Raw genomic sequence first — 13,301 nt, 5'->3', positions numbered from 1 at the left:
GCCGGGCCGCGCGACCGGTCCGGCGCTCGCCGCGCCGAAGGCCGGCGACCCCGGCCGCGAGCGGGCCGACCTGCGGCGGGCGTCACGCCACGCGGGTGGAGGTCGGCCGAGGCGGCGTACGATCGGTTGAGGACCACACCGGGAATCACTGGACGGCGTGCGGCGTTGGCCAGTGAGTCCGGACCCAATACCGCGCAGGGAGACTTCCACGTGACCACGCCAGCGCAGACCGAGTCGACCGAGGCCAAGGCCCCTACTTCCGTCGTCCTCACCGACGTCGCGGCGCAGAAGGTCAAGGCTCTGATCGAGCAGGAGGGCCGCGACGACCTGCGGCTCCGTGTCGCGGTGCAGCCGGGCGGCTGCTCCGGCCTGCGGTACCAGCTCTTCTTCGACGAGCGTTCCCTCGACGGTGACGTCGTCACCGATTTCGGTGGTGTCGGGGTCGTCGTCGACCGGATGAGCGCTCCGTACCTCTCCGGTGCGACGATCGACTTCGCCGACCGGATCGACGCCCAGGGCTTCACGATCGACAACCCCAACGCGGGCAACTCCTGCGCCTGCGGCGACTCGTTCAACTGAGTCGCGCCACGCACCGTCACGACGGGGCCGTCCTCCGGGGCGGCCCCGTCGTCGTGTCGGGGTTCCGAGGCCTGGGAGCGGTCCCGGCGGGTCCCTGACCAGGCGGTTGCCGGCCGGTTGCCGTTGTCCGACCGACCGGACACCGGCGGGTTGCCGCCCCGGTAGGCTGACCGCGCCCTGCTCCCGACCCCGAGGGTTGACATGAAGATCGCCGTGACCGGCTCGATCGCCACCGATCACCTGATGAGCTTCCCCGGTCGCTTCGCCGACCAGCTCATCGCCGATCAGCTGCACAAGGTTTCCCTCTCCTTCCTGGTGGACGACCTGGTGCTCCGCCGTGGCGGGGTGGCGGCGAACATCGCCTTCGGCATGGGCCAGCTCGGGTTGCGCCCGGTGCTGCTCGGCGCGGTGGGCGCCGACTTCGCCGACTACCGCTCGTGGCTGGAGCGGCATGGCGTGGACTGCGACTCGGTGCACATCAGCGAGGTCGCGCACACCGCGCGGTTCGTCTGCACCACCGACACCGACATGTGCCAGATCGCGTCGTTCTACGCGGGCGCGATGAGTGAGGCGCGCAACATCGAGCTGGCGCCGGTCGCCGACCGGCTCGGCGGGCTGGACCTGGTGCTGGTCAGCGCCAACGACCCCGAGGCGATGCTCCGCCACTCCGCCGAGTGCCGCACCCGCGGGTACGCGTTCGCCGCCGACCCCTCGCAGCAGCTCGCCCGCATGCCCGGCGAGGACGTGGTGGCGCTGATCGAGGGCGCCGAGTACCTGATGACCAACGACTACGAGAAGTCGCTGCTGCAGAGCAAGGCCGGCCTGAGCGACGACCAGCTGCTGGACCTGGTCAAGGTCCGGGTGACCACGCTGGGCAAGCACGGTGTGGAGATCGCCGGGCGCGGCATCGACCCGATCCACGTGCCGATCGCGCGCGAGATCCGGGCCATCGACCCGACCGGCGTGGGCGACGGCTTCCGGGCCGGCTTCTTCACCGCGCTCTCCTGGGGGCTCGGCCTGGAGCGGGCGGCCCAGGTCGGCTCGCTGCTGGCCACGCTGGTCCTGGAGACGGTCGGCACCCAGGAGTACGACGTCCGCCGCGACCTGTTCGTGAAGCGCCTCGCCGAGTCCTACGGCGACACCGCCGCCGACGAGATCCGCCCGCACCTCCTGCCGTGAGCGACCTCCTGGTTGCTCGCCGCGCAGCGCTGGCCGGCGCCGCGGTCGGCCTCCAGTACTTCGCGGCCCTCGCCGAGCTTCCGCGGGAGCTGAAATCGGACGGCAGCGTCGTCACCGAGGCCGACCGTGCGGTTGAGGCCGCCATCCGGGAGGTGTTGGGCGATGCCCGACCAGACGATGCCGTCCTCGGCGAGGAAGCCGGACAGACCGGCGGCGGGAGCCGTCGCTGGATCGTCGACCCGATCGACGGCACCGCGCTCTTCGTGGACGGCGATGACCGGTGGCTGGTCCTCGTCGCGCTGGAAGAGGCTGGTGAGATTGTTGTCGGAGTGGCCGTCGTTCCCGCGCAGGGACGGGTCTGGTGGGCGCAGCGAGGCGGCGGCGCCTTCGAGGCGGACATCTCCGGCGCAGGTGTGACCGGCGAACGGCGAATCTCCGTCTCCCGTCCGGATCAGGACGGTCTGGCGGGCAGCAGCCTCGGCGTGATCCCCACCGAGGCGGAGCTTTCTCAGGCAGAGCATGACCTGATCGCACCGCTGGGTGCGGTGGCGACGACCACCCCATGGAACATCCACGCCGCGCTTCTCGTCGCCCGGGGGCAACTGGATCTCACCGTCCAGGTGCGGGGGCAGGTCTGGGACTACGCGGCGACCTCGCTGATCGTCGAGGAGGCCGGCGGCCGATTCAGCGCCCTCGACGGTCAGCCGCGGCCCACGCCCGGCCCGGCCCTCTTCGCCCGCAGTGGCGCCCTGCACGCTGCCGCGCTGAAGATCCTCACCGCCCCCGCCTGACCGGCGCTTTCTTTGTTGTTCGACACTCAGCAGCGCGACACGCCGTGACGAATGCTGCTGATCGTCCAACGATCAAGAGCAGCGCGCTCCGGACGTACACCGGGCGGTTTCGGCGCCCCGGCAGTGCGGTGCGGCGGCGGGCGTCAGTGGGCGCGGCGGATATCGTAGGCGGGGCCGTCCGGGCCGGTTATGGCAGCGACGAACTCCTGGCCGCGCATTCGGCACCACGCGGGGATGTCGACCGCCGCGGCCGGGTCGTCGGCGAGGACCCGCACCACCGTGCCCACCGGCACCTCGGGCATTCGCCGCGCCGCCGCGATCACCGGCAGCGGGCAGCGCTGACCACGGCAGTCGAGCACCTCGTCCGGCATCGTCACAGCCCCACCACCCCGGCCTCGGCGCGCAGCCCGGCGACGATCCCGGGCAGCTCGGCGAGGAACCGTTCGACGTCCGCCTCGGTCGTCTCCCGGTGCAGGCTGACACGGACGTTGCCGTGCGAGAGCACCCCCATCGCCTCCAGCACGTGCGACGGGCGCAGCGTGGACGAGGTGCAGGACGAGCCGGACGACACCGCGAAGCCGCGCCGGTCCAGCGCGTGCAACAGCGCCTCGCCGTCGACGTACAGGCAGGAGAAGGTCACCAGGTGGGGGAGCCGGAGCACCGGGTCGCCCACCACCTCCACGTCGGGCACCTCGGCCGCGACCCGCGCCCGGATCCGGTCCACGAGCGGCGCGAGCCGGGTCTCCTCGGCCGCCGCGTCGGCCGCCGCCGCGCGCAGGCTCGCCGCCGCCGCCACGACCGCGGGCAGGTTCACCGACCCGGGGGTACGCCCGCCCTCCCGCTCGTCGGCCGGCCACGGCGACTCCCAGCGGGTGCCCTTGCGGACCGCCAGCAGCCCCACCCCCGGTGGGCCGCCCCACTTGTGCGCGCTGGCGGTGAGCACCGACCAGCCCGCCGGCAGGGGCACCCGGCCGACCGACTGCGCGGCGTCGACGTACAGCGGCACGCCGGCGTCGGCGCAGGCGGCGGCCGCCTCGGCGACCGGTTGCACGGTGCCCACCTCGTGACTGGCGGTGATCAGGGCGGCCAGCGCGACCCCGGGGCCCCGGACCGCGTCCGACCAGGCGGTCAGGTCCAGCCGGCCCAGCCGGTCGACCGGCACCGGATGGGCGTCGCCGCCCGCCGCGACGTGCCGCTCGGCGGCGTGCAGCACCGCGGAGTGCTCGATCGCCGAGTGCACCAGCGTCGACCCGACCCGGCGCCGCCCGGCCAGGCCACCGAGCACCGCCCCGTGCGCCGCCGTCGTACCGCTGGGGGTGAAGGACAGCTCGTCGGCGCGGACGCCGAGCGTCTGCGCGACGGCCTCGCGGGCGGCGTCGAGCAGCTGCCGGGCCCGGCGGGCCTGCGTGTAGAGCTTGCCCGGGTCGGCCCAGCCGTCGTCGAGGGCCGCCAACAGCGCCTGCCGGGCGACCGGATGCATCGGCGCGGCGGTCGCCGCGTCCAGGTAGACCGGGGATGCGCTCACGGTGCCACCTTCTGTTCGCGACTGCGGGGCTCGCAACCCCGGCTCACTCCTCGCGCTCACGGATCCCAACGTATCGCGGCGGTATGCCCGGGATACCTCCGATGGGGGCGGACAGTGACCCCACCACGGCCGAGTCCGTCATGGTCGAGTAATCTGCGACCGTCGGTGACGCCTTTGCCGCCGGTGCTGAGGAAAGACGCACCGCGGCGCGCTAGGGAGGCAGGACCAGGTGGTCGCAAGGAGTTCGGAGGTACGGTCGTCGGCCGTACGGCACAGCGCTTCCCCGGGGGCCGGTGGACGCCGGCGGCGCGGTGCTGGTCGGGTGGCTGGGCTCGGTCTCGGCGGTGTGGCGCTGCTGGTGCTGCTCACTGGCTGTGACGTCGGTGCCGCATTCGACGGCTTCGGCTGGCCGCAGGGCGGCATCTCGGCCGAGTCCCGGCGGATGTACGACCTGTGGATCGCCTCCTGCATCGCCGCTCTCGCGGTCGGCATCTTTGTGTGGGGCCTGATCTTCTGGTGCGTCGTGCGTTACCGCAAGCGTGGCAACGCGCTGCCGGTGCAGACCCGCTACAACATGCCGATGGAGTTCCTCTACACCATCGCGCCGATCCTGATCGTCTCCGTGCTCTTCTACTACACGGCGATCGTGCAGACCGACGTGAACAAGCTCTCGAAGAACCCGGACGTCACGGTCGAGGTCGTCGCGTTCAAGTGGAACTGGCAGTTCAACTACCGCGACGGGCAGGGCACCGAAGCCCGCACCACCGCGTCGACGCTCGGCACCAGCGAGGTCATCCCGGTGCTGGTGCTGCCGACCAACCGGTCCATCCGGTTCGAGGAGACCAGCCGCGACGTCATCCACTCCTTCTGGGTGCCGGAGCTGCTGTTCAAGCGGGACGTCATGCCGGGCAAGATCCGTAACGTGTTCGAGGTGTCCAGCCTGGAGACCGAGGGCGCCTACGTCGGCCGCTGCGCCGAGCTGTGCGGCAGCTACCACGCGTTCATGAACTTCGAGCTGCGGGTGGTCTCGCCGGAGCAGTACGACCAGTTCCTGGCGGCCAAGCAGAGCGGCAAGTCGACGCAGGACGCGCTGATCGCGATCGGTGAGAAGCCGTACGCGGAGACCACCCAGCCGTTCGAGACCCGGCGGACGCAGGCCAACTTCAACCCGGACAAGATTCCGGCCGGAACGGGAAGCTGAGCAGCGGCATGAAGACCGAATGGCGTATCTTCCTGATCATCGCCGGGTTCCTCGCCGGCGCCACCGTCCTCTACGGCGCCTGGACGGCCGGTGAGTCCGGCGGCATCGAGTGGGTTGGCACGGTCGCCCTGCTGCTGTCGTTCCTGCTCTGCACGATGTGCGGCGGCTTCTTCTGGTTCGTCTCCCGCCGGATCGACCTGCGCCCGGAGGACCGGCCGGACGCCGAGATCGCCGACGGCGCCGGTGAGGTCGGCTTCTTCAGCCCGGGCAGCTACTGGCCGTTCGGCTTGGCGCTGGCCGCCGCGATCGCCGGCATGGGCCTGGTGTTCTGGCAGTTGTGGCTGGTCGGCGCCGGCATGGTGGCGGTCGTCTTCGGCGCCTGCGGGCTGCTGTTCGAGTACTACACCGGCACCCGGCGCACCGCCGAGCACTGATCCACCCGGTCGCCGTCGCGACCGACCCGTACCGCCACGAAGGCCCGTTCCCCGGTGGGGGAGCGGGCCTTCGTCGTGCGGCTCGGTGCTGTCAGCCGGCGCTCAGGCGGCGTGGCGCCGGGTGGGCTGGCGGCGTCGGCGATCGGCGAGCCGGGTGACGCTGAAGGCGAACGTGGCGATCACCACGGCGGCGCCGCATCCGGTGCAGACCAGCTCGGGACAGTCGGTGCCGTGGCCGTCGACGCAGGGCGGCGCCTCGAACGGTGCCACGCCCTCGCAGACGTCGCAGTAGAGCTCGCGGTCCGACACGGGCGTCTCCTCTCACTCCGGGCGACCCGCCCCCGGATGCCACAACGGCACGAACGGAAGCGGAGAACTACTCAGGTGTAGTTTCCCACGCGGGTCCGACATTTCTCGCAGGGCGGTGGTCCGCGACATCGTTGACCTCGCCGCCCGGGGTGCTCAGGCGGTGGCGGTCTCGATCCAGCGATCGAGGGTGGAGGCCGCCGCGCCGGAGTCGATCGACTCGGCGGCACGGCCCAGGCCGGCGCGCAGCGCCTCGGTCAGATCGCCGTCCAGCGGGCCCTGCGTCGCCAACGCCGCCGCCGCGTTCACCAGCACCGCGTCGCGCACCGGGCCGGTCTCGCCGGCCAGCAGGCGGCGGGCCACGCCGGCGTTGTACGCGGCGTCACCGCCGCGCAGGTCCCCGAGGGTGGACCGGGGCACCCCCAGGTCCGTCGCGTCCAGCACAGCCTCGCGTACGGTGCCGCCCTGGGCGGCCCAGACCCGGGTCGGCGCGGCGGTGGTGAACTCGTCCAGCCCGTCCTCGCCGCGCATCACCAGCACCGAGTCGCCGCGGGCGGCGAACACGCCGGCCATCACCGGTGCCATCCGCCGGTCGAAGCAGCCGACGGCGCCGGCACGGGGCCGGGCCGGGTTGGTCAGGGGGCCGAGAAAGTTGAACACGGTGGGCACGCCCAGCTCCCGCCGGACCGGCCCGGTGTGCCGCATCCCGGGGTGGAACCGGGCGGCGAAGCAGAACCCGATGCCGGCCTCGGTGACGCAGCGGACGATCGCGTCCGGGTCGAGGTCGAGCGGGACGCCGAGGAACTCGAGCAGGTCGGCGGTGCCGCAGGAGGACGACGCGGCCCGGTTGCCGTGCTTGACCACGCGGACGCCGGCGCCGGCCACCACCAGCGCCGCCATCGTGGAGATGTTGACCGTGTGGGCGAGGTCACCGCCGGTGCCCACCACGTCCAACGCGGTGGAGCGCAGCTCCTCGGGGAGGTCGACCGGCACCGCCCGGCTCAGCATCGTCTCCACCAGCCCGGCCAGCTCGGCCGAGGTCTCGCCCTTGGCCCGCAGCGCCACGGCGAAGCCGGCGACCTGCGCCGCGCCCGCCGAGCCGGCCATGATCTCGCCCATCGCCCAGGCGGTGTCGGCGGTGGACAACTCGTCGCCGCGCAGCAGCGCGTTGAGCAGGTGCGGCCAGGTCCGATCGCCCATGGCGGGCCTCCCGAGCGTGCGAAGTGCGGGTGGGCTGGAACCGGCGCCGGATGCTCCGGCGCCGTGGCGGTGCCGGAGAGCGGGGACGTCAGGCGGGTGCGTGCGTCCGCAGCAGCTCGGCCACCGTGCTGCCGGTGGTCACCGGGTCGAGCGGGTGCACCAGCGTCGCGTCGACCTCGGCGTACGCGGCGAGCCATCGGTCGGCGGCGCGGGCGATCACCACGCAGGTCGGGGGCGCGTCGTCCCGGTCGTCCTTGATCTGCCGGGCGATGCCGATGCCGCCGCCGGGGCTGGCCTCGCCGTCGAGCAGCAGCAGGTCGATCTCGTAGTCGTCGACCAGCCGGATGGTCTCGGCGTACGTCGACGCGTCGACGAACTCGATCTGCAGACCGGGCGCGGGCCGGGTGCCGACGGCCAGCCGCATCCGGTCACGGACCTGCGGGTCGTCGCTGTAGAGCAGGACGGTGCAAAGACGATCGCTCATGGCTGGACTGGCTCCCACCTCGTAGCTGCCCGCCGATCGTACCGGTCCACGTGATGTAGCCGACATCCCGCCCGCCGGCGGCCGCCCGGCGCACCGTCACCGCAGGTCAGGCGGGGGTGCCGGCGGCGCGGTCGCGGGCCTCCTGGCGATCCAGCTCGCGGTCGACCCGGCGGGCCTCCCGCTCCGACTGCTTGACCCACTGCACCACCAGCACGGCGAGCATGGTCACACTGACGAACTCCCCGCCGGCCCACAGGATGCCGCCGGCGAGCACCTGGTCCTCCCAGGGGTCGGCCCAGCCCAGGTTGAGCGACGGGTACCAGTCGCCGCCGAAGAGCGTGGTGCTCTGCATGATGGTGAGCCCGAGCACGGTGTGGAACGGCACGGAGAGCAGCATCAGCAGCGCCCGCGCCGGGTACGGCCAGCGGCCGGGCAGCGGGTCGAGGCCGAGCAGCGGCCAGAAGAACACGCAGCCGGTCATGATGAAGTGCGCGTGCACCAGCTCGTGCGCCCAGGCGTGTTCCAGGGTGAGGCGGTACAGGTCACTGAAGTACAGCGCGAACGGGTTGACCACGAAGATGGCGAACGCCACCAGCGGGAAGCTGTAGACCCGGGCGACCCGGCTGTGCACGATCGCCAGCAGGCGCTTGCGTGCCCGGACCGGCAGGGTCCGCAGGGCCAGCGTCATCGGCGCGCCGAGTGCCAGGAAGATCGGCGCGACCATGGACAGCACCATGTGCTGGATCATGTGCACCGAGAGCAGCGCGGTGTCGTACGCGTGCAGCCCGCTGACCGTGACCAGCGCGATGCCGCCCAGGCCGGGGCCGAGGAAGAACACCGTGCGGGAGATCGGCCAGCCGTCGCCACGGAGCCGCAGCCGGTACACGCCGTAGAGGTAGAGGCCGGCGGCCAGCACCAGGCTGAGGGCCAGCCAGCTGTCCAGCCGGGTCTCGGTCAGCACCCTGCCGACGGTGAACGGGGGCGGGGTCGCCTCACCCCCGGCGGCCAGTGCCGACGGGCCCGCCGGGACGGCCGCGAGCACCGCGGCCGGAAGAGCCGAGGTGGCGGCGAAGATCGGATCGACATGCAGCACGCTTTTCAGGCTAGGCCAGGCGAACCGGACCCTGACGCTCGGGCCACGGAAGGCGCGGGTTTGCCACCCCGCTGATCGCCGGCCCCGGTCAGGGGCAATAATGACGGCGTGACTGCGGCCCCAGCCATTGACAAGAGCCGGATCCACTCCCTGACCCGACCCAACATGGTCAGCGTCGGGACGATCGTGTGGCTCTCCAGCGAACTCATGTTCTTCGCGGCGCTGTTCGCGATGTACTTCTCGATCCGCGCGGCTGCGCCGGAGCAATGGGAGAAGCACACCGAGCACCTGAACATCCCGTACGCGACCACCTTCACCGTGATCCTGGTCCTGTCCTCCGTGACCTGCCAGCTCGGTGTCTTCGCGGCGGAGAAGGGCGACGTCCACGCGCTGCGGCGCTGGTTCACCGTCACCTTCGTGATGGGCCTGATCTTCGTGCTCGGTCAGCTGAACGAGTACCGCACGCTGGTGCACGAGGGCGTCAAGATCAACGAAGACGGCTACGGCTCGATGTTCTACCTCACCACCGGCTTCCACGGCCTGCACGTGACCGGCGGCCTGATCGCCTTCATCATCTTCATGGTCCGCACGACCATGGGCCGGTTCACGCCGGCGCAGGCGACCTCGGCGATCGTCGTGTCGTACTACTGGCACTTCGTCGACGTCGTGTGGATCGCGCTGTACGCCATGATCTACTGGCTTCAGTGATCTTGGCGCGTCACGAACCGCGCCGCTGCTCCGTCCCCTGAGACAAGGTCCAACCGGTTAAGGACACAGCTCATGACTTCTGACAACGACCGCCGACGCGGTCTGCTCGCGCGGTTGCGCGAGCGGCCCGCCGCGCGCAGCAGGGGCCGCCGCCGGCTGGGCGCCGCGGTCCGGCTGTTCGCCGCGCTGATGCTCGCCGGCGGCGCCTACACCGTCTTCGCGCCCGGTGCGCAGGCGCAGGACAACCCGCCGCTGACGGGCGCCGCCGCCGAGGGCAAGGCGCTGTTCGACGTGAGCTGTGTGACCTGCCACGGACGCAACGCCCAGGGCGTCGAGGGCCGCGGACCGAGCCTGATCGGCGTCGGCGCGGCCGCGGTCGAGTTCCAGGTCAGCTCCGGCCGGATGCCGATGGCCCGGCAGGAGGCGCAGGCGCACCGCAAGCCCCCGCTGTTCACCGACGAGCAGACCCGCCAGCTGGCCCAGTACATCCAGGAGCTCGGTGGCGGCCCGATCGTGCCCGACGGTGAGAACCTCCACGAGGACGCCAACATCGCGTCCGGTGGCGAGCTGTTCCGGGTCAACTGCTCGCAGTGCCACGCCTTCGGTGGCGGTGGCGGCGCCCTCTCCTCGGGCAAGTTCGCCCCGAGCCTGCGCCCGGCGACCGACCGGCAGATCTACGCGGCGATGCTGAGCGGCCCGCAGAACATGCCGGTGTTCGGCGACAACCAGCTCCGGCCGGAGCAGAAGGCCGACATCATCGCCTACATTCAGGAGACCCTGAAGCAGGGCGAGGACCACGGCGGTTTCAACCTTGGCCGGTACGGGCCGTCCACCGAGGGCCTGGCCATCTTCCTGGTCGGCATCGTCGCGCTGGTCTTCGCCAGCCTGTGGATTGCGGGCAAGTCGTGACCGAGCGCATCTTTCGACCCAGTGCTGTGCTGCCCCAGCCCGGCAGCGCCCGTAGCGAGGTGAGGGCGTGAGCACCCACACGGACAAGACGGCCGGCGAAGCCGGTGGCCAGTCCTTCGACATCGACGACCCGAAGATCAGCCGATTCGACATCGTGCAGGAGGGCGCGCGGCGGGACGACATCGAGATCGTCCACTACGAGGCCCAGCTCGCCCCCGGCACCAAGGCCGAGCGCCGGATGATTCGGCTGGTCACGTTCCTCTTCCTGCTGACCGGCCTCGCCGCGACCGCCTTCCTGGTCGTCTACATCTGGTGGCCGTGGCAGTACGAGGCCGGCCACGGCGGCGACCGGTTCTTCACCCCGCTGCTCGGGGTGACCCTCGGCATCGCGCTGGCCGCGGTGGGCTTCGGCATCCTGATCTGGGGCAAGAAGGTGCTGCCCAAGGAGGTCTCGATCCAGGACCGCCACCAGGGCCAGTCCTCCTCCCCGGAGGACCAGCGGATCGTCGGCGAGACGATGCTCTACATGGCCGACGAACTGGGCGTGAAGCGGCGTCCGCTGCTCGGCATCTCGTTGCTGGCCGGTCTCGCGCCGGTCGGGGCGGTGGTCGCGGCGCCGCTGGTCGGCGGGCTGATCTCCGACCCGCACAAGAACAACCAGATGTTCCGCACCGGCTACGCCGCGGCGAACACCGGCGAGAAGATCCGGCTGGTCCGTGAGGACGGCCGGCCGATCCGTCCCGCGGACATCAGCTCCGGCGGTCAGCTGACCGTCTTCCCGGGCATCGAGCACGGCGTCAGCAACCGGCACGCCGACTCGCCCACGCTGCTGATCCACCTGCGGGACTCGGACGCGGTCGACGCCCGACGGAACAACGAGCGCGAGCGCAAGCCGGACTTCATGTGGGGCAACTACATCGCCTACTCGAAGATCTGCACGCACGCCGGCTGCCCCGCCAGCCTGTTCGAGCAGCAGACCAACCGTCTGCTCTGCCCGTGCCACCAGTCGCAGTTCCTGATCACTGACAACGCCCGCCCCATCTTCGGTCCCGCCAGCCGGAGGCTCCCGCAGCTGCCCATCGAGGTGGATGAAGAGGGCTTCTTCGTGGCACGGACGGATTTCCAGGAGCCGGTCGGGCCGGACTTCTGGGAGCGACCCGCATGAAGCGCCGTAAGTTTGACGTAGCAGCGGTGCCCGGCAACGCCGCGCGGGGAGTGGACGACCGCTTCCAGGTGGCCACGCCGCTGCGCCGGCTGCTCAACAAGGTCTTTCCCGACCACTGGTCCTTCCTGCTCGGTGAGATCGCGCTCTTCTCGTTCGTGATCCTCCTGCTGACCGGTGTCTTCCTGACCTTCTTCTACGAGCCGGCGATGACCGAGGTGGTCTACGACGGCAGCTACGCGCCGTTGCAGGGCACGCCGATGTCCGCCGCGTACGCCTCCAGCCTGGACCTGTCGTTCGACGTCCGGGGTGGCCTGATCATGCGGCAGATGCACCACTGGGCGGCGCTGCTGTTCATGGCCGCGATCGTCGTGCACATGCTGCGGGTCTTCTTCACCGGCGCCTTCCGCAAGCCGCGGGAAGCCAACTGGATCATCGGCTCGCTGCTGTTCTGGGTCGGCTTCCTGGCCGGCTTCACCGGCTACTCGCTGCCGGACGACGGCCTGTCCGGCACCGGCCTGCGGATCGCCTCGGCGATCATGCTGTCCATCCCGGTGATCGGCTCCTGGCTCACCTCGTCGATCTTCGGTGGCGAGTTCCCCGGCACGATCATCATCAGCCGGTTCTTCATCGCCCACGTGCTGCTCATCCCGGGCCTGCTGATCGCCCTGATCAGCGTCCACCTGGGCCTGGTCTTCAAGCAGAAGCACACCCAGTGGCCCGGTCCCGGCCGGACCAACGGCAACGTGGTCGGCGAGCGGATGTTCCCGCGGTACGCCCTCAAGCAGGGCGGGTTCTTCATGCTCGTCTTCGCGGTCGTCGCACTGATGGGTGGTCTGTTCCAGATCAACCCGATCTGGTACTTCGGCCCGTACGAGGCGTGGGTGGTCTCCGCCGCCAGCCAGCCGGACTGGTACGTCATGTTCCTCGACGGCTCGACGCGTCTCATGCCGGCGTGGGAGATCACCATCCCGTTGGGCGACGGGTACGTCATCCCGCCGCTGTTCTGGCCGACGGTGGTACTGCCCGGGATCCTGGTGGGTCTGTCGACGCTCTACCCCTTCATGGAAGCGCGGCACCTGAAGGACAAGGAGAGCCACAACCTGCTCGAGCGGCCCCGGGACGTTCCCACCCGGACCGCGGTCGGCGCCATGGCGGTCGCCTTCTACGTCGTGCTGACGCTCTCCGGCGCCAACGACGTGATCGCCGACAAGTTCCAGATCAGCCTGAACGCGATGACCTGGGCCGGCCGGATCGGCCTGCTGGTGGTCCCGCCGCTGGCGTACTACGTCACCTACCGGCTCTGCCTGGGTCTCCAGCAGCACGACCGGGAGGTGCTCGCGCACGGCGTGGAGACCGGCATCATCCGGCGCATGCCGGACGGCCGGTTCGTCGAGGTGCACCAGCCGCTCAGCGCGGCGGACGGGCACGCGGACGGCCACGGCGAGCTGGAGTACGCCGGCTGGGTGGTGCCGAAGAAGATGAACCGGCTCGGGGCCCTCGGCCCGGCGATCCGGGGCTTCTTCTACCCGATCGAGAAGCCGGCCGAGGCGCCGGTGTCGCCCGGCCACCCGCCGGTCGAGGCCCGGCCCGAGCGCGAGGAGGTCGGCAGCGGCGAGAGCCGCCACTGACCCCCCGATCGCACCGTTACGTGGCGCCCGCCGGAATTCCGGCGGGCGCCACGTAGTGTCCGCGTCCACCCCACCGCCCATCCGACCAGGAGTGGGACG

15 protein-coding genes are annotated in these 13,301 nt (G+C 71.2%); 9 read left to right on the top strand and 6 right to left on the bottom strand.

The genetic code is table 11. The annotated features are described in order from the left end of the window. Positions 1–210 precede the first annotated feature (210 nt). The 3 genes from erpA (at position 211) to DKT68_RS26920 (ending at position 2,549) form a co-directional block, all read left to right on the top strand. Positions 211–579 (top strand): iron-sulfur cluster insertion protein ErpA, encoded by a 369-nt coding sequence (gene erpA / locus DKT68_RS26930; RefSeq protein ID WP_109820185.1) that lies wholly within the window; start codon positions 211–213, stop codon positions 577–579. Positions 580–780: 201 nt separating this feature from the next. Continuing rightward, a complete protein-coding gene (locus tag DKT68_RS26925) occupies positions 781–1,758 on the top strand; it encodes a carbohydrate kinase family protein (protein WP_109820184.1) in 978 nt (325 codons plus the stop codon). Beyond that, entirely contained in the window at positions 1,755–2,549 is a 795-nt protein-coding gene (locus DKT68_RS26920) for an inositol monophosphatase family protein (protein ID WP_109820183.1), read from the top strand. The genes DKT68_RS26925 and DKT68_RS26920 overlap by 4 nt, the downstream gene beginning before the upstream one ends. Before the next feature lie 143 nt (positions 2,550–2,692). Here the strand turns inward: DKT68_RS26920 and DKT68_RS26915 are convergent, their stop codons facing one another. Together DKT68_RS26915 and DKT68_RS26910 are read right to left on the bottom strand one after the other, a co-directional pair. Then, positions 2,693–2,926, bottom strand: coding sequence for a sulfurtransferase TusA family protein (locus tag DKT68_RS26915; protein WP_109820182.1), 234 nt, complete (start codon positions 2,924–2,926; stop codon positions 2,693–2,695). Beyond that, on the bottom strand, positions 2,923–4,074 hold the full coding sequence (locus DKT68_RS26910) for a cysteine desulfurase family protein (RefSeq protein WP_109820181.1): 1,152 nt from the start codon (positions 4,072–4,074) through the stop codon (positions 2,923–2,925). Before DKT68_RS26910 ends, DKT68_RS26915 begins: the two co-directional genes overlap by 4 nt. A 229-nt stretch (positions 4,075–4,303) precedes the next feature. On the opposite strand from DKT68_RS26910, the gene ctaC reads away from it, so the two are divergent. Together ctaC and DKT68_RS26900 are read left to right on the top strand one after the other, a co-directional pair. Next, positions 4,304–5,275: an aa3-type cytochrome oxidase subunit II gene (gene ctaC, locus DKT68_RS26905; protein WP_109820180.1), complete on the top strand. Its 972-nt coding sequence runs from the start codon at positions 4,304–4,306 to the stop codon at positions 5,273–5,275. An 8-nt stretch (positions 5,276–5,283) separates the two neighbouring features. Next, complete coding sequence (locus DKT68_RS26900) at positions 5,284–5,709, top strand: cytochrome c oxidase subunit 4 (protein ID WP_109820179.1); 426 nt, start codon at positions 5,284–5,286, stop codon at positions 5,707–5,709. Positions 5,710–5,811: 102 nt separating this feature from the next. Here the strand turns inward: DKT68_RS26900 and DKT68_RS26895 are convergent, their stop codons facing one another. The 4 genes from DKT68_RS26895 to DKT68_RS26880 all read right to left on the bottom strand — a co-directional run bounded on the left by DKT68_RS26895 (position 5,812) and on the right by DKT68_RS26880 (position 8,792). Beyond that, a complete protein-coding gene (locus DKT68_RS26895; RefSeq protein ID WP_109820178.1) occupies positions 5,812–6,018 on the bottom strand; it encodes a hypothetical protein in 207 nt (68 codons plus the stop codon). Between the two features lie 153 nt (positions 6,019–6,171). Then, positions 6,172–7,215 (bottom strand): anthranilate phosphoribosyltransferase, encoded by a 1,044-nt coding sequence (gene trpD, locus DKT68_RS26890; protein WP_109820177.1) that lies wholly within the window; start codon positions 7,213–7,215, stop codon positions 6,172–6,174. A gap of 88 nt (positions 7,216–7,303) precedes the next feature. Beyond that, a complete protein-coding gene (locus DKT68_RS26885) occupies positions 7,304–7,699 on the bottom strand; it encodes a response regulator (protein WP_109820176.1) in 396 nt (131 codons plus the stop codon). Positions 7,700–7,805: 106 nt separating this feature from the next. Then, positions 7,806–8,792 carry a cytochrome c oxidase assembly protein gene (locus DKT68_RS26880; RefSeq protein ID WP_109820175.1) on the bottom strand — a complete coding sequence of 329 codons (987 nt, stop codon included), beginning with the start codon at positions 8,790–8,792 and terminating at the stop codon, positions 7,806–7,808. Between the two features lie 108 nt (positions 8,793–8,900). Between DKT68_RS26880 and ctaE the strand changes: the two genes are divergently transcribed. From ctaE to qcrB, 4 genes are all read left to right on the top strand, one after another. Further along, positions 8,901–9,500 (top strand): aa3-type cytochrome oxidase subunit III, encoded by a 600-nt coding sequence (ctaE, locus tag DKT68_RS26875; protein WP_109820174.1) that lies wholly within the window; start codon positions 8,901–8,903, stop codon positions 9,498–9,500. 72 nt (positions 9,501–9,572) lie between these two features. Beyond that, positions 9,573–10,409, top strand: a complete 837-nt coding sequence (qcrC, locus tag DKT68_RS26870; protein WP_109820173.1) for a cytochrome bc1 complex diheme cytochrome c subunit — start codon at positions 9,573–9,575, stop codon at positions 10,407–10,409. Between the two features lie 67 nt (positions 10,410–10,476). Continuing rightward, complete coding sequence (qcrA, locus tag DKT68_RS26865) at positions 10,477–11,574, top strand: cytochrome bc1 complex Rieske iron-sulfur subunit (protein WP_109820172.1); 1,098 nt, start codon at positions 10,477–10,479, stop codon at positions 11,572–11,574. Further along, positions 11,571–13,202 (top strand): cytochrome bc1 complex cytochrome b subunit, encoded by a 1,632-nt coding sequence (gene qcrB, locus DKT68_RS26860; RefSeq protein WP_109820171.1) that lies wholly within the window; start codon positions 11,571–11,573, stop codon positions 13,200–13,202. The genes qcrA and qcrB overlap by 4 nt, the downstream gene beginning before the upstream one ends. Positions 13,203–13,301 lie beyond the last annotated feature (99 nt).

It is taken from the genome of Micromonospora acroterricola (assembly GCF_003172955.1).
In the GTDB taxonomy this organism is placed as follows: domain Bacteria; phylum Actinomycetota; class Actinomycetes; order Mycobacteriales; family Micromonosporaceae; genus Micromonospora; species Micromonospora acroterricola.
Note: the sequence above shows the minus strand (reverse complement) of the source record. Positions and strands in the feature narration are given on the sequence as shown.

Bases quoted from the DNA above. Each gene is read 5' to 3' on its own strand.
- DKT68_RS26925 (WP_109820184.1), top strand. From the start codon at position 781: ATGAAGATCGCCGTGACCGGCTCGATCGCCACCGATCACCTGATGAGC.
- DKT68_RS26900 (WP_109820179.1), top strand. From the start codon at position 5,284: ATGAAGACCGAATGGCGTATCTTCCTGATCATCGCCGGGTTCCTCGCC.
- trpD (WP_109820177.1), bottom strand. From the start codon at position 7,215: ATGGGCGATCGGACCTGGCCGCACCTGCTCAACGCGCTGCTGCGCGGC.
- DKT68_RS26885 (WP_109820176.1), bottom strand. From the start codon at position 7,699: ATGAGCGATCGTCTTTGCACCGTCCTGCTCTACAGCGACGACCCGCAG.
- qcrC (WP_109820173.1), top strand. From the start codon at position 9,573: ATGACTTCTGACAACGACCGCCGACGCGGTCTGCTCGCGCGGTTGCGC.
- qcrB (WP_109820171.1), top strand. From the start codon at position 11,571: ATGAAGCGCCGTAAGTTTGACGTAGCAGCGGTGCCCGGCAACGCCGCG.